Source organism: Cutibacterium sp. LaCa_286 (genome assembly GCF_057198075.1).
The window spans coordinates 1,609,119-1,629,236 of record NZ_CP191091.1 but is presented as its reverse complement, the minus strand read 5'-3'; the positions used below and the strand labels follow the sequence as shown (position 1 = coordinate 1,629,236).

Below are 20,118 nucleotides of genomic sequence, written 5' to 3'. Positions count from 1 at the left end.
GCAGCTAGCGGTCGTCACGAGCGCATGAGAGATGGGGTGCGACCATTGACCGCCTCACAGGCAGTGGAGGCGCTGGTTGGTGGTGTGAGGCCCAGGGATTTTGCTCCCTCGCATTGTTGACTCCCCGGGTGGGGAGCTCACCAGAGCGCCCCACCCGGGGAGTCAGGGGAGAGTTGAGTGTGCCAGGAGAATCAGCCGATGAAGGGCTGCGGCTTGCACTTGACGGGTTTGGCGTTGTCGGGGTCGAGTGCGTTGAACACCATCTGGGACACATTGGTGTCGTAGGGGAAGTTGATGTGGCTCGCGTGGTCTTGCGGGCAGATGTTCTGGACGGTGATGTTCTTCACGCCGGGTTCATGGATGAATGCGTTGGTGTAGGGTGCCACGACGTAGTCGTACTTGCCCTCGATGTTGATGTACTCCACGCCCGGACGGGTGACCTTGCCGTTGTGGTACAGCTCCTTCATGAGCTCGGAGGAGCCCATCTGCTGGGGATAGGCTGCCATGTGGACCGATTCGGCGGCATCCTCGATTCTTGTGTGGGCCTTGTGGGGGAGGGCTTCGTTGATCCATTTGGAGATGGCTGGGCCGCCAACGCCGTGGTTGGCAGGGGCGATGCCGATCATCTTGCCGACCTTCTTGTCGCCACCGAGTTTCTGGATGTAGTAGTTCGGCTGGGATCCGCCGCCCTGGGACCATCCGATGATGTCGACCTTCTTGGAGCCGGTCTCGCGCAGGACGCGGTTAATGAAGATCGAGGTTGCCTTGGCAGACTTGCGGATGTCACCGGTGTAGTCGACGCTCGACAGCCAGGGCAGGCCGTTGAAGTTCGCCGAGAAGGCGCAGAATCCGCGGGCGCGCAGCTGTGGGGTGTACATCGACCAGGCTGTGTATGCGTCGGTGTTGGTACCCGGGATGAGAACTACGGGGTTCTGTCCTTTCTTGGGTTTGCAGCTAAAGTCATTGGCACCCGAGGGGTTCGTGCCGGGGTGGGCTGCGGAGTACAGGGATGCGGTGTAGGTGAGTTTCTTGGCGGGGGCGTCGTTGCCGGCGGGGACGCCGCCCGGGCTGCCCTTGACCTCCACGGTCTTGAGGAACGCGGCCTCCTCGGGCGTATAGCCAGAGTATCCGGGGTCCGTAGACGTGGCATGGGCGGAGGCATCGGCCGCCGGGGCAGCGTGGGCCTGGGCACCGGCCAGCGGCACCAAGGCGATGGTGGCTGCGCTGGCGGCAATGGTGATGTTGCGAAGGGCTGTGGTGAGTTTCATAATCACTTTCTTTCCCGGCGAGTATGGACAAGAAACATTGTATGTCATATCCGGTAGATAAGGAAAGCGTGTTCACCGGAATATTAGTTTTATGTTCATCTATTGATCCTGGCGCTGCACAGATGTGCGCGACCTTGGGTCCGTGAATGAGGTAAGCGTGGTGATTGCGTGGACGAGCAAGAGTCCTGTACGTTTCTTGCCATGTGTGGAATTGTGGGTTATGTGGGCAGTCGACCTGCCAAGGACGTCATCATTGACGGGCTGCGCCGTCTCGAGTACCGCGGCTACGACTCGGCCGGGTTGGCCGTGGTCTCCGACGGAGCACTGCACTGGGCCAAGAAGTCCGGCAAGTTGACGAACCTGGAGGCCGAACTCTCCACCTCGCCGTTGCCCGAGTCGGGACAGGGGATCGGACACACCCGCTGGGCCACTCACGGTGCTCCCACCGACACCAATGCCCACCCGCACGTCTCGGACGACGGCACGGTTGCCGTCGTCCACAACGGCATCATCGAGAACTTCGCAGCCCTGCGCGCCGAACTCCAGGCCGAGGGGGTCTCCTTCGCCTCCGACACCGACACCGAGGTGGCAGCTCACCTCATCGCCCGCGAGACTGCCACTGGAGCTGGCCTGAGCCAGGCCGTCGGTGCAGTCGCGGCGCGTCTGGAAGGCGCCTTCACCCTCGTCGCGGTGAGCTCCACCGAGCCGGACACCGTCGTGGCTGCCCGCCGCAACTCACCGCTCGTCGTCGGGCTGGGGCAAGGAGAGAACTTCCTCGCCTCCGACGTCGCCGCCTTCATCGAACACACCCGTGACGCCCTGGAACTCGGCCAGGATCAGGTGGTGACCATCCACTCCGACTCGGTCGAGATCACAGACTTTGCCGGCAATCCGTCCGAGGCACGTCCCTTCCATGTCGACTGGGATCTCTCAGCTGCCGAGAAGCAGGGCCACGACTGGTTCATGCGCAAGGAGATCTTCGAGCAGCCGCGTGCCGTCGCCGACACTCTGCTGGGCCGCTGGTCGGACCGTGGAGAGCTCATCCTGGACGAGGTGCGCATCTCTCCGGAGGAACTGCGCCGGATCAACAAGATCGTCATCGTGGCCTGCGGGTCGTCGTTCTACGCCGGCATGGTTGCCAAGTACGCCATCGAGCACTGGACGCGGGTGGCCTGTGAGGTGGAGCTGGCCAGTGAGTTCCGCTATCGTGACCCGATCATCGACCCCATGACCCTCGTCGTGACGATCTCCCAGTCCGGTGAGACCGCCGACACCCTCATGGCCATTCGGCACGCCCGTGAACAGGGGGCCAAGGTCATCGCCATCTGCAACACCAACGGCGCGACCATTCCGCGCGAATCCGATGCCGTCATCTACACCCACGCCGGTCCGGAGATCGGTGTGGCCTCGACCAAGGGATTCCTCACCCAGGTCGTCGCCTGCTACCTGCTCGGCCTCTACCTTGCCCAGGTGCGTGGCATGAAGTACGGCGACGAGGTGCGTGCCATCATGACCGAGCTGGAGTCCATGTCCGAGAAGATCCAGCAGGTCCTCGACGGTATCGAACCGGTCCACGAGCTGGCACGTCAGATGGCCCGCAAGGACGGGGCCGTGTTCTTCCTGGGGCGTCACGTCGGCTACCCGGTGGCGTTGGAGGGTGCCCTCAAGCTCAAGGAGATCGCCTACATGCACGCCGAGGGATTCGCCGCCGGCGAGCTCAAGCACGGCCCGATTGCCGTCATCGAACAGGACACCCCGGTCTTCGTCATCGTGCCTCCGGCGGGACGCGACCAGCTGCACGACAAGGTCGTCTCCAACATCCAGGAGATTCGAGCCCGTGGCGCACGCACCATCGTCCTGGCCGAACAGGGGGATGAGACGGTGCGGTCCTTTGCCGACACCCTCGTTGCGCTGCCGCGCTGTTCCACCCTGCTGCAGCCACTGGTGGCCACCGTCCCGCTGCAGGCCTTCGCCTGCGAGCTCGCCACCGCTCTGGGACACGACGTCGACCAGCCTCGCAACCTGGCCAAGTCGGTCACGGTGGAATGAGCCTCTGAAGACCTCCCACTCACCGGGCATCGGCTCATGGCGCGCATGAGTCGATGCCCAGCTGCTTGAGTGGGCAGGGTGGGACACCCGACGATTCGGACGCACGAACCCCCCACTTTTTGGCCGGCCGCCCCGTCCTCGAACCCTGCTGGGTCCCAGTTGCGGTCGGTCCCCATACGGACGGGGACACCCGTCCCATGTCGAGGTGCAGAAGAAGCTCCGAAACCCACCCGCGTCAAACGATCCTTGTGCATGTCTCCATGGGGCGCAGAAGGGGCCTCACTTCCGCCCGTACCGGGCTGGGGGAGAGACATCACTGTGATGGCTTGTGCGCCTCGATGATGAATTTCTCTCCCTGATGGGCATACTTCCAGTACCCGAGATGGCGCCGACTCATGCGGTACCGATCCGGTTCGGTGGTGACGCCCATGAAGCCTGCCTCTCTCAGCAGGGGGACGTCGGTGGCTGGGCGCTCCCGGTGTCTCGAGGGCAGGTTCGCGGTCGGGTCGGAGCCGTCGTCACGGGCGTGACCACTGCGTCGCCCCTCGGTGAGCATGATGAGACCGTTGGACAGCGCCTGCCAGATCGAGTGCCTCACCCCGGTGCGATCAGTGCGGTAGTTGCCGTCGTAGACGAGGACCAGGCCGCCGGGGCGCAACACCTGGAACCAGCGTCGATACGCGGCCGCCGGATCGTGGAGGGTCCACACGACGTCACGGGAGACCACGGCGTCCACCGAGGAATCCGCCACGCCGTCCAAGGTGACGACGTCGCCATGCCGCACGTGGGGCTCGATCCCGTACCAGGTGAGATTGCGCCGTGCAGCCCGCAGCATCCCCTCCGATGCGTCCAAGGAGGTGACGCGATGGCCCAGACGACTGAGCATGATCGAGAAGAATCCGGGGCCGCAGCCGACGTCGAGGACGTCGCGTGGCTCGTCCCCCAGACGCGTGTCGAGCTCGTGACGCCAGTGATCGACGTCCCTGGAGTTGTGTAGCTCGCGAGAGACGATGCGGTCGTAGTCGTCGGATGCATCGGTCCACATGTCGGCAATGCGGTCGGTGTTCACCATGGGCACTCCTGTCCTGTCAACGTTTCCGTGTGGTCACGGGGCCTGCGGTTCGTGAGAGGTGTGGCTGCGTCATGACGCGATGAGTTTGGCCAGCTCCTTGGCCCCCTCGATCGACAGCGGAGACGCTGGATCGGTGAGGGAGTAGGGCATGGTGATGACATGCCCCTTCTTCACCGCCTTGAGCTGCGAGGCCCCCTTGGCATGCTCGAACGTCGTCTTGATCGTGTCGGCATTGCTGGATCCGCTCAGCAGCAGGATCCAGTCCGGGTTGCGTTTGAGGAGGTCCTCCATGCTGATGTCGAACACCCGGGTGCGGTTGTCCGCGTAGGCGTTCTTCAGGCCGTTGACATCGAAGGCGGCTTGGGACATGCTCGAGCGCCCGTAGGCGTACATACTGGAGCCATCGTCGGACAGCCACAGGGCGGCGGCGCTGACACCCTTGCCGGCGGCATGCTTTGGCAGGTCTGCCGTCTGCTTCTTCAGAGCCTTGTTCAAGGTGGCGGCTCGCTCCGGTACTCCGAAGATGGCGCCCACCTTCGTCACCTCCTTGGTCACCAGGCCAAAATCGGCATGGTTCACCGGAGTCTGGTCATCGCAGTTGGCGTCGGGGGAGTAGAGCTTCACCCCGGCCTTGGCCAAGGCCTTGCGGTCGACTCCGAGGTCGTAGCCGATGACGAGGTCGATGTGGGCGTCCAGGATGCTCTCGGTGGAGACGCTCACACCTCCGGTGGCAAGGCTGGTGCCCTTCATCTGGGGTATGGCCTTGAGCTTGGTGGCGGTGTTGACGTCGTAGCCGGAGGTGTCGATCTTTCCGGCCCGTGCCGAGACCTTGTCCAGCAGGTCGAGCATGGACAAGGTGGGGGCGTCGGTGTCTTCGAGGAGGAGGACCCTTTTCGGTGCCTCGGTGAAGGTGAGCTTCTCCGCACAGCTCATCACCGTTGCTGGATAACCGGAGCTCGCGGATGCCGTCGCGGATGACGGGCCTGCCCCGGACTTCTCCTGGTGTGACGTGCCGCAGCCGGTGAGGCACATGCTGCTTGCCAAGGCGAGGGTGAGACCGGCAATGAGTGGATGGAGCTTCATGGGTGTTCTCTCCTGTTCGTGAGGGGTGACAGCTCACTTGTTGATGAGTTTGGCGACTTCCTGGGCTCCCTGGATCGACATGGGGGAGGCCGAGTCGGTGAGGGAGTAGGGCATGGTGATGACGTGACCGTTCTGCACTGCCTTGAGCTGCGAGGCGCCTTTGGCACGTGTGAAGGTCTTGGTGATGTCGTCGGTGTTGTACGCGTTGTTCAGCAGCAGTATCCAGTCCGGGTTGCGTTTGAGGAGGTCCTCCATGCTGATGTCGAACACTCGGGTACGGTTGTCTGCGTAGGCGTTCTTCAGGCCGTTGACATCGAAGATGGCTTGGACCATGCTCGAGCGTCCGTAGGAATACATGCTCGATCCGTCGGATGACAGCCACAGAGCGGCAGCGCTGGCACCTTTGCCGCGGGCATGTTTCGGCAAATCAGCGGCCTGCTTCTTCAGGGCTTTGTTCAGGGTAATGGCTCGCTTCGGTACTCCGAAGATGGCAGCTGTCTTCGTCACCTCCTGAGTCACCAGGCTGAAATCAGCATGGTCGACTGGTTTCTTGTCATAGCAGTAGGCGTCTGGTGCATAGACCTTGACCCCTGCCTTGGCCAGGGCCTTGCGGTCGACTCCTCGGTCGTAGCCGATGACGAGGTCGATGTGGGCGTCCAGGATGCTCTCGGTGGCGACGCTCGCCCCTCCACCCAAAGTTGTGGTACCACTCTTCATCTCGGGCAGGGACATGAGTTTGGTTGCGGTGTTGACGTCGTAACCGGTGGTGTCGATCTTTCCGGTGCGCATAGTCACCTTGTCCAGCAGGTCGAGCATGGACAATGTGGGTGCATTGGTGTCACCGAGAATGAGGACCCTTTTCGGTGCCTCGGTGAAGGTGAGCTTCTCGGTGCAGCTCATCACTGTTGCCGGATAGGCGGACGGTTGTGCCGTGGTGGCCGTCGAACTCGACTGGGCATCGTCCTCGTGTGCCGACGTGGAACAGCCGGTGAGGCACAGTGTGCTCGCGAGGGCGAGGGTGAGGCCGGCAACGAGTGGGTGGGTTTTCATGGTGCCTCCTGTGGGGCGGTCGACGCCGTGGTGGTTCAGCGTCTCGAATGGTCAGCTGCTGTGCTGTCAAGGGGATCGAAGAGGAGCCGGGGCTGCCCGGCATGGTCGATGCGGTGCACCTGCACCCCGTAGACCTGTGAGATGAGCTCGGGGTCGAGCACCTGCTGGGCGGGGCCGGATGCCACCAGACGACCGTGATCGAGCAGGATGAGCTCGTCGCAGCATCGGGCAGCCAGATTGAGATCGTGCAGGACGATGACCGTCGTCGCCGGAATGGTCGCCACCAGGGCGAGCAGGTCGAACTGGTGCCGGATGTCGAGGTGGTTGGTGGGCTCGTCGAGCAGCAGATGGTCGGCGTCCTGGGCGATGGCCCGAGCGATGAGCGCACGCTGCCGTTCACCGCCGGACAACTGGGTGATGAGCCGATCGGCCAGGTACGTTATGTCGACGCGAGCCAGCGCTGCGTCCACCATGCTGCGATCCTCGGCGTCCCCGTAACCAGCCAAGGAGCGGTGCGAGAGCCGTCCCAACCCCACGGCGTCGCGTACCGTGAGCGGCAGACCCTCGTCACGTTCCTGGGAGACGACGGCCACTGCTCGGGCAATGGCCCGCCTGGAGAGGCTGGTGACGTCCGAGCTGTCGATGAGCACCTCGCCACTGGCAGCCGGTAGGGCACGATACATGGCCTGGACGAGGGTGGACTTGCCTGCCCCATTGGGTCCGACGACACCGATGGTGCTGCCGTCTCCGGCGGACAGATCCACCTCGTCGACCACCACCCGATTGCCACGGCGGATCACCAGGGAATGTACGTCAATCATGGTGACTCCTCCTCACCCTCACCGCGCCGGATTCATCCGGTTGACGAGCACCAGGAGGAACGGCGCTCCCAGCAGTCCGGTGATGATGCCGATGGGTAGTTCGGAGGGGGCGAACATCGTCCGGGACACCGTGTCGGCCCACACCAGGAAGATGGCGCCGGCCAGCCCCGACGAGATGACGAGGGTTCGGTGCCCGTACCCGGTGAAGGAGCGCATGAGGTGCGGGATGATGAGGCCGACGAAGCCAATCCCACCAGCCATCGACACCACCGCCCCCACGGCTGCCGAGACCGGAACGAGGATGACGAGCCGAATCACCTGGGGGTTGATCCCCACCGCCATCGAGGTCTGATCACCGCTGGCCAGGGCATCGAGCCAGGGGGCGCACAACCACAACAGCGCCATGAGCACCGCAGCAATGCCCACCAGCCAGATGCTCTGGGTCCAACTCACCTTGGCCAGGGACCCCAGCATCCAGAACATCACCGAGCGTGCCGTCTCCGGGGAGTCCGCGGAGAAGATGATGAGATTCGTCACGGCCTGGAAGATGAACCCGACCGCGATACCGGCCAGCACCAGGGTGAGGGCTGAGCTGCCGCGTCGACCGCCCACTCCCAGCACCAGGGTGGTGGCCACCAGGGCACCGACGAAGGCCAGGCTGGCCACCCCCAGTGGGCTCGACATGCCGATGAGGACCATCGCCGCCGCAGCGCCCGTCGACGCCCCCGAGCTCACTCCCAGCACGTAGGGTTCGGCCAGCGGGTTGCGCACGATCGCCTGCAGGGCGACCCCGGCCACTCCGAGTGCAGCCCCCACGCCGATCCCGGCGATGATGCGAGGCATACGGTTCTGCCAGACGATGGCGTCGGTGATGCCGTCCCAGGTCACCTGCGGGTGCAACCCCAGATGGTCGGCCAGCACGCCGATGACCTGGTTCCAGGGCACCGAGGCCGCGCCGAAGGCGATGCTTCCCACCGGGGTGAGGACGAGCAGCACGACGAGCAGGATGGTCCTGATGCGTGTGTGCCGCATGATCACTTCTTGAGGAGCTTGTTCAGTTCCACGGCTCCCTTGATGGACTGTGGGGTGGGCGGATCCGTCAGCGAGAATGGGATGACGACGACTTGGTTCTTCCTCACGGCCTGCAGCTGCGAAGCGCCCTTGTACTTGAGGAATGCTGGTTTGGTCTTGGCGATGTCGCCCTCCTGGGCGAGCAGGACGATCCACTCCGGGTTCCGTTTGAGGACGTCCTCCATCGTCGTGTCGAAGACGCGTTTCCTCTCGCCGTCGTAGACGTTGCGCAGGCCGTTGGCCTCGAGGATCGGCTGCACCATGCTCGAGGTGCCGTAGGTGTAGAACCCGCTGTTGCCGGGTTCCACCCACAGAGCGGCGGCGCTGTGCTGTGAGTCCTTGCTGGCCTGGGACGTGAGGTCCTTCACCTGCCCGGTGAGTTCGTCGTTGAGGGTCCTGGCCTTGTCGGGGACGCCGAAGATGTCGCCGATTGTGCTGACCTCCTTGGTGACGAGGTCGAAACTCGCGTGATCGGTTCCGGTGCCGTGCGGGCAGAACGTGTCGGGGGCGTACACCTTGACCCCAGCCTTGCGCAGAGCGGCACGGTCCAGACCTTCGTCGTAGCCGATGACGAGGTCGGCACGCTGGTCGAGGATCGTCTCGGTGGCGAGCTTGGCGCCGCCGGTGTCCAGCTCGGAGGAGGTGATCGTGGGCACGTCCGTGATCTTCTTCAGGGTGTCGGCATCATAGCCGTCGGCCATGACGTCCCCGGCTCGACCGATGATCGAGTCCATGACGCCCAGCTTCACCAGGATCGATGCGTCGGTGTCTCCCATGAGGATGACTCGCTTGGGCGGCGTGTCGAAGGTGAGGGTCTCGTCACAGCTTTTCACCTTCACCGGTGAGGAGAATGCCGAGGCGGATGCCGTGGCTGACGGGCTGCCGGCCCCGGATGAGTCCTCGCCGTGGGAACCGCAGCCGGTGAGCAGCATGGCGCCGACGAGTCCGACGGCGGTCGTCGCGAGCAATGGTGTGCTGTGCCCATGACGGAAATGGGCATCACGAGTGATGTGCATGTGGTGTCTCCTCGCACCTGGTGACCGGAGGGTAGCCACACGGTGTCCTGGCTCCCAGGTCGTTGCGCGTTCTCTGCCTTCCAGCCCCGGAAAAGGCCGTGACGTGTCTCGTCGGCGACGAGGAGAAGTGGCTCGCTGGTCACAGTTGCGGGAACAGCCCCGGACTCGCACCGGAGTTCCCGTATGGTTTTGGGCTCAGCATAACGAGATCGGGGGCGGAATTCCACGCATGGCTGAACAGCTCTCGGGTCTCCTCAGTGCCTTCCTTGCCTCGAGACGGAAGCTGAGGCTGCGTGCCAGTGGGGGTGGGGCGAGACTCGTCATGACGTCAGCACGAGCCCGCCGAAGCAGCCTGGTCTCGGGCGGCTAGGCTGGCCACATGATTGTCGGCATCGGCGTGGACGTCTGCGACCTGCAACGGTGGGAGGACGCGCTGGTCCGCCACCCGGGGTTGGTGCAGAAGGTGCTCACCCCTGCCGAGGGCAGTCTGTCGAAGCGCTCCCAGGCGGCCAGGTTCGCCGCCAAGGAAGCCCTTGCCAAAGCGCTCGGTGGGCCGGACGGTTTGCGTTGGCACGAAGTGGAGGTTGTCACCGAGCAGTCCGGCAAGCCGCGTCTGCATCTCACCGGAGGATCTGCCAGGACGGTGCAGGAGCGCGGTGTCACCGACATTCACCTGTCCCTGAGCCACGACGGGGCACTCGCCGTGGCATTCGTCATCTGTGAGGTGCAATGACTCAGTACGTGTGCACGGCGGCCGCGATGCGCGCTGCCGAACAGAAGCTTTTCGATGCGCATCCCGGTACCGATCTCATGGCTGTGGCTGCAGGGCAGGTCGCCGTGCAGGCACGAAGCATGCTCGCCGATCTGGGGTGCGGGGTGCGAGGCGGTTCGGTACTGGTGCTCGTGGGAGGTGGCAACAACGGGGGAGACGGTCTACTGGCCGCCGCCGAACTCGCCGATGAGGGATGCCACGTATGGATCTGTCCGGTGTTGGGCACCCCACATGCTGCTGGCTGGCAGGCCGCCCTGCAGGCAGAGTGTGAGGTGGTGACGATGGAGCAGGCCGGCCAGGTGTCACCGGATCTCGTCATCGACGCCGTCCTGGGGATTGGTGGTCGCCCCGGCATCCCGGACGATCTTGCTGGGCTGGGGGAGCAGCTTTCCTCGGTGAGCTGGCTCGCCGTCGATCTGCCCTCTGGTCTGGACGCCAATTCCGGGGCGGTCACGACCGCGCTGCGAGCCGATGTCACCGTGACCTTCGCGGTACGCAAGTGGTGCCATGTTGCCCCACCCGCCGCTGAGCGGTGCGGACGGGTCGACGTGGTCGACATCGGCGTCGAGCCCGGTGGCAGTGATGGCGTCCCGAAGTGTGCTGACGGTTGGACGAGTGTGGTCGACGAGGACGATCTCGCCCGGCTCTGGCCGGTCCCGGGCCCGGGAGACGACAAGTACTCCCGCGGTGTCGTCGGGATGGACACTGGGTCCTCCCAGTACCCGGGAGCAGCGGTGCTGGGTACGCTGGGGGCGCTGCGCACGGGAGCCGGCATGGTTCGCTACGTCGGACCACGACGTCCGGCGGACCTGGTGCTCGCTGCCATGCCGTCGGTCGTTCTTGCCGACGGCCGGGTGCAGGCCTGGGTGGTCGGCTCCGGCTGGGGGCAGGACGACCCAGCTGCGAATGGACGCCGTCTCCAGCAACGCTGTGCTGACGGCGTACCGATGGTCATCGACGCCGACGCCCTGTCCCTGCTGCCCGCTGAGCTCCCGGACGGCTGCCTGCTCACCCCACATGCCGGTGAGCTGGCGCGCATGCTCGGTGTCGACCGCGACGAGGTGCGTGAGAACCCGCGCGAGTCGGCCGCGGAGGCGGCGCGACGATTCGGCGCCACCGTCCTGCTCAAGGGGGCGATTCAGTGGGTGGCTGATCCGAACGAGCATGTGGTGGAGTCCACGCCGTCCGAGATTCTCGACGTGGCCGACCACCCGGGGGCGGGCCAGATGCCTGCCGGGCAGGCCGGTTGTGCCGCAGCGCTGCCGGGGCCGGCGTGGACCGGGCAGGCCGGCTCGGGCGATGTGCTGGCTGGTGTGTGTGGAACACTGCTCGCCGCTGGCGTGTCGGCTGGCTGGGCTGGCCTGTTGGGGGCAAGTCTGCAGGCGCTCACCGCATGCCGCCATCCCGGTCCGTGGTCGCCAGATCAACTCGCCGGGTTCTTTCCCGAGATCATCGGAGCATTCCGGCGGCCCAGCTTTCCGTGAGTCCGTGAGTGGGGTGGGGCACCGGGCCGTGAGCGTCACCGGAGATCAACGGGGCCCAGCTTTTTCGTGAATGGGCAGGGGCTTGGCGCCTCGGCCAGCTGACGTGGCGGAATCGGCGACTCAGCGGTGCAGCAGACTGATGGAGTGATCGTTCCGACGGGGATGGTGAGTGGCCGCAGCCAACAGACGATGACGGGCTGGAGCTGCGACCGATCCGATCCGGATGGCCTCCTCGTAGTGCCCGACGAGTTCGGCACACAGATGCCCCCAAGTGCGGTCCTCGATGGAGGCGCGAGCCGCCGTTCCCATGGCCCTGCGCTTGTAACCGTCACCGACGAGGTCGACGACGTAGCTGCGGAACTCGTCCATGTTGCCCGGCTCGTAGAGCCAGCCGGTGCGTGAGGGATCAATGAGGTCGATCGGGCCGCCGCGGCGCGGACTGATCACCGGAACTCCACAGGCCTTGGCCTCCTGGACCGCCTGGCAGAAGGTCTCCAGCTCGCCGGTGGAGCAGAAGACGTCCATCGATGCCACCGCGCGCGGCAGGTCCTCACCGCCCAGGCCCCCGGTGAAGATGGCACCCGGAATCTGTTTCTCGAGCTGGTCACGATCGGGGCCGTGTCCGACGATGACGAGCTTCACCCCGGGGATGTCGGCCAGCACGGCCATGTCCTGCACCCGCTTCTCGGCGGCCAGGCGCCCCATGTACCCGACGATCACCTCGCCGTTCGGGGCCCACTGGGCACGCAGCTCCTCCGAACGCTTCGACGGATGGAATCGTTGCTTGTCGACGCCACGGCCCCAGATGCCCACCCGCGGCACTCCGTGCGAGACGAGCTGGTCGCGTGAATAGGTGGAGGGGGCGTAGGTGGCCACTGACAGGGAGTGGATCTGACGTACCCGGTACCAGCCGTAGGGTTCCAACTTGCCCAGGCCGTACCGCCCGGCGTAAGAGGGGACGTCCGTCTGGTAGATGGCGACGGACGGTATGCCGAGCGAGGCAGCAGCCAGAGCACCCTTGTAGCCGATGACGAACGGCGCAGCCAGATGGACGACATCAGGGTCGAACTCGGCAAGGGTGCGCTCGATGGACCACTGCGGGGAGGCCGAGACACGTACGTCGGAGTAGCCGGGGAAGGCCAAGGAGGCCAGCGAGACCACCCGATGCCCCTGGTACTCGTGGGGGGTCTCGGAGTCGCCCGGGGCGATGACCAGACCCTCATGTCCGTGGGCGCGCAGATGCTCCAGGATACGCAGGACCGAGTTCGTGACGCCGTTCACCTGTGGCAGGAACGACTCCGCAACAATCGCAACTCGCACACCCTCGATGGTAACTGCTCGCGGTGACGATTCCGCATTGTGCAGTTGTCCAAACGGTGACATTTTCTGACGGTGACCAGCCGCCGATGGTGTCGTTTGGTTGTTGTTGGGCCAAACAGGTATCGTTGGCGTGTTGGTTCGGCCCATGTGGGCCCATGATGCGTTGAGTTGCTCGATGCGCCCATCCGTCCAGGTGATTCCGACTCGAACACGAGTCTGCCCGGCCGGTTCCGATCGTGTCGCTGCTCCCATGCGGTGACATGCGCGTCTGACGGTGTCAGACCCTTGCAGCTACACGCCCGCCATCGAGACCGCATTCATCCAGGACGATTCACGTACCCTTCCCGCGCCCTCGCGCGGCCGCAGCTGTGCGCAGTCGTTCGTCACCAGAGGATTCCCATGCCCAACAACAAGCCACACCGTAAGGCCAAGTCGTACAAGGCGGACGGCACCCCCAAGAGGAGGTGGACGGCCGCCGAGCGTGCTGCTCGAGGACACAAGCCACGCAACCGAGGCGGCGCAGCACGACATGGCACCCACCACAACTCTGGACGCGCAGCCCACACCGATCCCAAGGGCCGGTCATTCCAGGCCTGGGACCCGGCTGCCGAGGTCGATGGTGGTCGACGCCACGACGACCAACGCCAGGGCAAGCAGTATCGAGACGACTGGCACCGGGACGAGCGTTCCCGAGGAGGCCGGTCACGTGGTGACAACCGTCATGGCGGCAGCCGGGGCGGGTACGGTCACGGCTCCGGTGGGTACCGCGGCAACACTCGACACACCTACCGCCGGGAGGACCGTCGCGACCGGACGGATCGGCGTGACTGGAACGACCAGTACGATGCACGCGATCGTGCATCGCACGGCTTCGAGGCAGAGCGCCGTGACCGGGATGCCCGTGGTCGTGACAGGTACGGCAAGGACTGGCGTCGTGGCGATCGGCGCGGGTCCAGCCGCCGGGACGACTGGCGCGACGACCACCGTGCCGGGCACGGCAACGAGCGGAGCAACGCTCGGCATGACTGGGACGAGCGTGGCGACTGGCACCAAGACGATGCCGAGCCTCGCAACGAGCGTCGCGGCCATGAGCGTCGGGAGCATGATCGCAACCGTGATCGCTGGGATCGTCACAACGGCGGTGGTCGGGGCTCCCACGACTCCAGGTCAGGTCGGCGTGACCGGGACGACTGGCATGCCGATGGCTCCGACGCCGACACCATGGAGTGGAAGGCCACCGATCTTGGTGAGCTCGACACCTCGACGGTGAACCACGAGGGGGGATTCTCCACCCTCGGTGTGCCCGACCCCATCGTCGCAGCCCTGGCGGCCACCGGCATCGACGAGCCGTTCCGCATCCAGATCGCTGCCATCCCCGATGCCATCAGCGGCAAGGACGTGCTGGGGCGCGCCTCCACCGGTTCGGGCAAGACGCTGGCCTTCAGCGTTCCGGTGCTCACCCGGCTGTCCGCCGAGCAGCGTGCGGACCGTCGACCGCGTGCCCTCGTCCTCTCGCCCACCCGCGAGCTCGCCATGCAGATCGCCGACGTCATCTCTCCGTTGGCCTCGGCCATGCACCTGTCGACGATCCTCGTCGCTGGCGGCATGGGCTATGGCCCGCAGACCAAGGCGTTCAAGAAGGGCGTGGACATCGTCGTGGCCACCCCGGGGCGCCTGGTCGACCTGCTGGAGACCGGTGACGCCGATCTGTCCGGGGTGCAGATGACCGTTCTCGACGAGGCCGATCACATGGCCGACCTGGGCTTCATGCAGGCTGTCGGAGCCATTCTCGACGCCGTGGGGCAGGGGCAGAAGCTGCTCTTCTCGGCAACCCTGGACGGCGCCGTCAACAAACTGGTGCGCACCTACATGAACGATCCCGTCACCCACGAGATCGACCCCGAACGAGGCTCGGTGGCGACCATGACCCACCATGCCTTCCAGGTCAAACCGCACGAGAAGGTCTCACTCATGGCCGAGATCTCACATCGCGCCGGCCACACCATCGTTTTCGCACGCACCCAACGTGGTGCCTCCCGAATGGCCGAACAGCTGCGTGAGGCTGGCGTCATGGCTGGTGCCCTGCACGGTGGACTCACCCAAGGGGCTCGGGCCCGAGTGCTCGCCGCCTTCAAGGAAGGCTCCCTGCCGGTGCTCGTCGCCACCGACGTGGCCGCGCGCGGTATTGACGTCGATGACGTCACCCTCGTGCTGCAGGTCGATCCACCGATGAACTCCAAGGACTACCTGCACCGGGCCGGCCGTACCGCTCGCGCTGGTCAGGACGGCGCCGTCATCAGCCTCATCCTGCCGCACCAGCGGCGCACCATGGCACGTATCTACCGGTCTGCCGGAGTGCATCCCGAGGAGGCCCAGGTGCGCCTGGGCGACGAACACGTTGCACAGGTCGCCCACTGCACTCCGGCTCTGGACGCCCCGATCGCCCAGGAGGAGTACGACGCGATCGTCGCTCCCAAACCGCAGCGGCGCAAGGGCAGGGGTGGTGGTCGACGCAACGGTCATGGGAGGCATCACCACAACGATCGTCGCGGCGGCAACCGGCACCATTCCGACTGGCACGGATCCGATCGACGTGGTGGCCGTGACGACAGTCACGTTCAGCGCAGGCCGCGCAAGGACCGGGAGCAGGCCCGCCGGGACCATGAGGCCAGGTATGGCCGAGCCGGTAACGACACCTGGTGAGTCCGTGCACCGTCTCACATCTCGGTGAACACAACGTTCTAGGATGGCCTCTCGTGGACAGTACAGATTCGCGAACCCTCGACCTGGCAGACATCAGCGTGCGTCTGGCGCAACCGGGTGAGGCTCAGTCACTGTCGGATGCGTTGAGCGGGCAGCTGCGCCAGACACGCACCGCACAACGCTCGGGTGAGCGGATGTTCTCCGCCTTCTCCGAGTGGATCGAGCGCGACCTGTGTCTCGTCGCCGAGACGGATGCCCCGACCGCTGCAGGCCGGGGGCACCGTGTCGTCGGCGTGCTGCAGCTGGTCAATTCCGGGGCTGTGCCCACTCCATCGTCTGATGAGGCCCTGGCGCCGCAGCATGGTGCGAACCGCAGCGCGGGGTCGCAGGAGGACGCTGAGTCCGAGAAAACCCCGCAGGACGGCCAACACACGACCCCGGACGGTGCCCCCGAATGCTGGGACGACGACCGTCCTCACTCCAGCCATGCGGGAGCAGAGGTGCGCTCGGTGATCGTCGCTCCCGGCAACGATCATGAACCGATCGCGCTGGCACTGCTCGCCGGGGCTGAGCAGCTGGCCACCGATCTCGGCTCTGCACAACTGCGGGTGCGTGGCTGGGCGAGCCACCCGTCGACCAGATCGATGATGCGTGCTGCGCTCAGTCAGCACGGCTACCACGCCGATGGCCCCGATCTGGTGTGCACCCTGCCGGTGCGAGTGGTGGTGCCCACCACCGAGGCCATGCACACCTTGGGCGAGGTCCTGGCATCCGAACTCACCGACGGTGACGTCATCGTCGCCTCCGGGGAACTTGGTGCTGGGAAGACCACCTTCACCCAGGGGATCGGTCAGGGGCTTCACGTGAGCGAGCCCGTCATCTCGCCCACCTTCGTGCTGGTACGTCGACATGACGGGGTCGGCGGGCGCCCCGGGCTCATCCACGTCGATGCCTACCGTCTGGGATCCCTTGCCGAGCTCGTCGACCTCGATCTCGACGAGACGATGGACTCCTCGGTCACCGTGGTGGAATGGGGTGCCGGTATCGCCGAGGAACTGGCGAGTTCATACCTGGGCGTCCAGATCGACCGTACTGCCGATCCCGAGGATGACACCCGAATCGTCTACCTCACCCCGGTGGGACCACGTTGGCAAGGCGTCGATCTGGGATTCCTCAGCGTGCTCACCCCTGACGACGCCGCGGACACGAGCGAGGACGCAGACATGAGCAAGGAGCTGCAATGACGACCACTTCCACTCCTCGATCCACACTGGTCCCATCCGGCCTCACCCTGGGCGTCGACACCTCGACCGCGGTGTGCGTCGGTCTGGCCCGCGGCGGCGAGGTGCTCGCCACCCTGCGCGTCGATGATCCCCGGGCCCATGCCGAGCAGCTCATGCCGCTCATCGAGGACCTCTGTCGGCAGCAGGGGATCACCCTTTCCGAGCTGAACGAGGTCGCCGTGGGAGTGGGCCCCGGCCCCTACACCGGCCTGCGCGTCGGAGTGGTCACCGGACGAGTCCTGGCCCACCTGGCCGGTCTGGAACCGCGCCCGGTCTGTTCCCTGGACGTGCTCGCCACCCAGTGGGCCATCGGTGCAGACGCACCGGGCGGGCAATTCATCGTGTGTACCGACGCCCGCCGTCACGAGCTGTACTGGGCGCGCTACGACGCCGCCGGGCAACGTCTCGACGGCCCCCACGTCAGTGCCCCCGACACCCTGCCGCAGGACCTCCCCGTCGGTGGGCCGGGCTGTGCGGCCCGCGGACTCACGTCTGCTCCGGGAGCACCCAAGCAGCTGGATGCCGGCGCCCTTGCAGCACACTGGACGAGCCTGCCCGACGTCGGTCTGGAGCCGCTCTACCTGCGTGACCCGGACGCCACCGTGCCCACCACTCGCAAGGCGACCCTCACCACGGCACGGATCCGTCTGCCACGTCAGGTGGGCTGACCGTGCCGATTCGAGTGGCGAAGCACGGTGATCTTGCTGCGATCATGGACGTCGAGCAGGCGAGTTTCCCACCTCTGGACCAGTGGTCATGCGCATCGTGGCAGGCCGATCTGGGCGCCCCGGACCGGCACGTCATCGTCGTGGATGTCGACCGACACGGTGCAGGGGCCACGGACGAGGCCAGCGCTCACGATGGGGCAGGCAGCTGCCTCGTCGCCGTGGCCACCTTTCATGCCGTGGCCGACACCTGCGACCTGGATCGGATCATGGTGACGCCGCAGCAGCGCAGACGTGGACTCGCCGGTGCCCTGCTCGACGACGGGCTGGGCTGGGCACGGTCCCAGGGGTGCACCCGCATCCTGTTGGAGGTGCGCGACGACAACACCACCGCCCAGCAGCTCTACCGCTCACGCGGCTTCGACGTCCTCTCGCGCCGCCCCCACTACTACCGGAGCACGGCTGGTGAACCTGCTGCCGACGCCCTGATCATGGCAGTCTCGCTCACATCCCCCTTGCTCATGCCTCCTGTGCAGCACTGCTCGCACACCACCCGGCCAGCTCGGCTGCCACAGCAGGACGGCAGGCCCCGACAGCAGGTGAACGACGCACGTCGACAGCCCGGGTGCTCCGAGACATCACATCAGGCCGGGCAGACCGGCACGAACGCACATGAGGAGAATCATGTCTGAACCGCTCATCCTGGGAATCGAGTCGTCGTGCGACGAGACCGGAGTCAGCATCGTGCGCGGCACCGAGCTGTTGGCCAACGAGGTCGCCTCCTCCATGGAGCAGCACGTGAGGTTCGGCGGAGTGGTGCCAGAGGTGGCATCGCGTGCCCACCTGGAGTCGATGGTGCCAGTTCTGCAGGCCGCATGCGCCACGGCCGGCATCGATCTTGCCGAGCTGGACGGCATCGCCGTCACCGCCGGACCGGGACTCATGGGGGCTCTCGTCATCGGATTGTCGGCGGCCAAGGCCCTCGCCTCCTACCTCGGCAAGCCGCTCTATGGCGTCAACCACCTGGCGGGCCACGTCGCCGTCGACCTGTTGGAGCACGGTGAGCTGCCCATGCCGTGCGGGGCCCTGCTGGTCTCCGGTGGCCACACCTCGCTGCTCAAGGTGAGTTCCATCGCCACCGACATCGTCGAGGTCGGCGCCACCATCGACGACGCTGCGGGCGAGGCGTACGACAAGGTGGCCCGGCTGCTCGGGCTGCCGTACCCCGGCGGGCCCGTCATCGACCGGGCTGCCGCCGAGGGCGACCCGCAGGCCATCCGCTTCCCCCGTGGACTCACTGCCCGGCACGACATGATCCAGCACCGCTTCGACTACTCCTTCTCCGGGCTCAAGACTGCCGTGTCCCGCTGGGTCGAGACCCAGCAGCGTGACGGCAAGGAGGTGCCCGTCAACGACGTGGCGGCATCCTTCCAGGAGGCGGTGGCCGACGTCCTCACCGCCAAGGCCGTCGACCTGTGCCAGACGTACGAGTTGGAACACTTCCTCATTGGTGGCGGTGTGGCGGCCAATTCGCGGCTGCGTGCCCTGCTCGCCGAGCGCATGGCGGCCGCCGGGGTCGAGCTGCGCCGCCCGCGCCCCGGGCTGTGCACCGACAACGGTGCCATGATCGCGGCGCTGGGTGTGCAGGTGGTCAAGGCCGGTCTCGAACCGTCGTCGTTGGACATCTCGGCCAATTCCGGCCTGCCGGTGGAGACGATCCTGGTGTGATCGTGCCTCATCCGTAGTGGATGGGGATTTGGCGAGACGGGCGATGTGACAGTTACCATACGGGGTAACCATGAATCAGGTTTCATTGCCCATGCCCCGACGGAGACAATCATCCTCATGAAAATCTCGAAGATCCTCACCGGTGGAATTCTCACGGCCCTCGCCGCCGCAAGTGCCGTCGTCACCGCACCGTTCGCCAATGCCATCGGTGGGGATGGCAAACCGCCCATCCCCGCAGCCACCTGCCGTGCCATCGTGAGCGCCGCGAACGCCGGGGAACCGGTTCCCGATCCGTCGATCCTCCATGACTCCGACTCCATTCCTGCCTACCTCAAGGACGGCAGGCTCGACTTCGTCGTGCAGAAGGACTTCCCGTATCGCAAGGAGCTCGACGCTGCCGTTGCCGAGTGGAACGAGGCTCTCAAGGGCAAGGTCGTTCTCGCCGAGACAGCCACTGCCACCGACCAGACCATCAGTGTGCGCTACGACCCGGTTCCCGGTTCGTACGTGCTGGGGGAAGCATCTCCGTCCCACCGGTACCTCGCCGTGCACGTCACGTCATACCAGTATCCCGACGCCATCCGTGCGACCATTGCGCACGAATTCGGCCACCTGCTGGGTATTCGTCACACCTGTGATCACACCCTCATGGCCGGATCGATGCACCGCCATCCCTCGGCCCACGTCACGGCGACCGACGTGGCGTCGGTGCTCCAGGGCCAGTTCGACTGAG

General features: G+C 65.7%; 16 protein-coding genes, 1 pseudogene and 1 riboswitch. Of the genes and pseudogenes, 9 read left to right on the top strand and 8 right to left on the bottom strand.

What is annotated here, in order from left to right; genetic code table 11:
• Positions 1-191: 191 nt before the first annotated feature.
• Entirely contained in the window at positions 192-1,268 is a 1,077-nt protein-coding gene (locus ACP8JZ_RS07000; RefSeq protein ID WP_323458736.1) for an esterase/lipase family protein, read from the bottom strand.
• 201 nt (positions 1,269-1,469) lie between these two features.
• On the opposite strand from ACP8JZ_RS07000, the gene glmS reads away from it, so the two are divergent.
• A complete protein-coding gene (gene glmS, locus ACP8JZ_RS06995) occupies positions 1,470-3,317 on the top strand; it encodes a glutamine--fructose-6-phosphate transaminase (isomerizing) (RefSeq protein WP_484482320.1) in 1,848 nt (615 codons plus the stop codon).
• A gap of 313 nt (positions 3,318-3,630) precedes the next feature.
• Here glmS and ACP8JZ_RS06990 read toward each other — a convergent pair whose 3' ends face one another.
• From ACP8JZ_RS06990 to ACP8JZ_RS06965, 6 genes are all read right to left on the bottom strand, one after another.
• On the bottom strand, positions 3,631-4,389 hold the full coding sequence (locus ACP8JZ_RS06990) for a class I SAM-dependent methyltransferase (protein ID WP_484482319.1): 759 nt from the start codon (positions 4,387-4,389) through the stop codon (positions 3,631-3,633).
• Positions 4,390-4,458: 69 nt separating this feature from the next.
• Positions 4,459-5,472, bottom strand: a complete 1,014-nt coding sequence (locus ACP8JZ_RS06985) for an ABC transporter substrate-binding protein (RefSeq protein WP_306517505.1) — start codon at positions 5,470-5,472, stop codon at positions 4,459-4,461.
• Positions 5,473-5,505: 33 nt separating this feature from the next.
• Positions 5,506-6,522, bottom strand: a complete 1,017-nt coding sequence (locus ACP8JZ_RS06980; protein WP_484482318.1) for an ABC transporter substrate-binding protein — start codon at positions 6,520-6,522, stop codon at positions 5,506-5,508.
• Positions 6,523-6,557: 35 nt separating this feature from the next.
• The gene (locus tag ACP8JZ_RS06975) at positions 6,558-7,343 is read right to left on the bottom strand and encodes an ABC transporter ATP-binding protein (RefSeq protein WP_484482317.1); all 786 of its coding nucleotides are present in this window, start codon (positions 7,341-7,343) and stop codon (positions 6,558-6,560) included.
• An 18-nt stretch (positions 7,344-7,361) separates the two neighbouring features.
• Entirely contained in the window at positions 7,362-8,375 is a 1,014-nt protein-coding gene (locus ACP8JZ_RS06970) for a FecCD family ABC transporter permease (RefSeq protein WP_306517502.1), read from the bottom strand.
• Positions 8,376-8,377: 2 nt separating this feature from the next.
• Positions 8,378-9,430, bottom strand: coding sequence for an ABC transporter substrate-binding protein (locus tag ACP8JZ_RS06965; protein ID WP_484482316.1), 1,053 nt, complete (start codon positions 9,428-9,430; stop codon positions 8,378-8,380).
• 40 nt (positions 9,431-9,470) lie between these two features.
• Positions 9,471-9,612, bottom strand: a riboswitch (cobalamin riboswitch).
• 197 nt (positions 9,613-9,809) lie between these two features.
• On the opposite strand from ACP8JZ_RS06965, the gene ACP8JZ_RS06960 reads away from it, so the two are divergent.
• Together ACP8JZ_RS06960 and ACP8JZ_RS06955 are read left to right on the top strand one after the other, a co-directional pair.
• The gene (locus ACP8JZ_RS06960) at positions 9,810-10,163 is read left to right on the top strand and encodes a holo-ACP synthase (RefSeq protein ID WP_484482315.1); all 354 of its coding nucleotides are present in this window, start codon (positions 9,810-9,812) and stop codon (positions 10,161-10,163) included.
• On the top strand, positions 10,160-11,686 hold the full coding sequence (locus ACP8JZ_RS06955; protein WP_484482314.1) for a bifunctional ADP-dependent NAD(P)H-hydrate dehydratase/NAD(P)H-hydrate epimerase: 1,527 nt from the start codon (positions 10,160-10,162) through the stop codon (positions 11,684-11,686). Before ACP8JZ_RS06960 ends, ACP8JZ_RS06955 begins: the two co-directional genes overlap by 4 nt.
• 120 nt (positions 11,687-11,806) lie before the next feature.
• On the opposite strand, the gene ACP8JZ_RS06950 is transcribed toward ACP8JZ_RS06955, so the two are convergent.
• Positions 11,807-13,006 carry a glycosyltransferase family 4 protein gene (locus ACP8JZ_RS06950; protein ID WP_484482313.1) on the bottom strand — a complete coding sequence of 400 codons (1,200 nt, stop codon included), beginning with the start codon at positions 13,004-13,006 and terminating at the stop codon, positions 11,807-11,809.
• Between the two features lie 1,221 nt (positions 13,007-14,227).
• On the opposite strand from ACP8JZ_RS06950, the gene ACP8JZ_RS06945 reads away from it, so the two are divergent.
• The 6 genes and pseudogenes from ACP8JZ_RS06945 (at position 14,228) to ACP8JZ_RS06920 (ending at position 20,117) form a co-directional block, all read left to right on the top strand.
• Positions 14,228-15,709: a DEAD/DEAH box helicase gene (locus ACP8JZ_RS06945; protein WP_036903239.1), complete on the top strand. Its 1,482-nt coding sequence runs from the start codon at positions 14,228-14,230 to the stop codon at positions 15,707-15,709.
• Positions 15,710-15,762: 53 nt separating this feature from the next.
• Complete coding sequence (gene tsaE / locus ACP8JZ_RS06940; protein WP_484482312.1) at positions 15,763-16,953, top strand: tRNA (adenosine(37)-N6)-threonylcarbamoyltransferase complex ATPase subunit type 1 TsaE; 1,191 nt, start codon at positions 15,763-15,765, stop codon at positions 16,951-16,953.
• The gene (tsaB, locus tag ACP8JZ_RS06935; RefSeq protein ID WP_306517496.1) at positions 16,950-17,660 is read left to right on the top strand and encodes a tRNA (adenosine(37)-N6)-threonylcarbamoyltransferase complex dimerization subunit type 1 TsaB; all 711 of its coding nucleotides are present in this window, start codon (positions 16,950-16,952) and stop codon (positions 17,658-17,660) included. The genes tsaE and tsaB overlap by 4 nt, the downstream gene beginning before the upstream one ends.
• 44 nt (positions 17,661-17,704) lie before the next feature.
• Positions 17,705-18,163, top strand: a pseudogene (locus ACP8JZ_RS06930) (GNAT family N-acetyltransferase); the annotation flags it as partial.
• A 178-nt stretch (positions 18,164-18,341) separates the two neighbouring features.
• Positions 18,342-19,385 (top strand): tRNA (adenosine(37)-N6)-threonylcarbamoyltransferase complex transferase subunit TsaD, encoded by a 1,044-nt coding sequence (tsaD, locus tag ACP8JZ_RS06925; protein WP_484482311.1) that lies wholly within the window; start codon positions 18,342-18,344, stop codon positions 19,383-19,385.
• Positions 19,386-19,502: 117 nt separating this feature from the next.
• A complete protein-coding gene (locus ACP8JZ_RS06920; protein ID WP_306517493.1) occupies positions 19,503-20,117 on the top strand; it encodes a zinc metalloprotease in 615 nt (204 codons plus the stop codon).
• The last annotated feature ends 1 nt before the right edge of the window (position 20,118 follow it).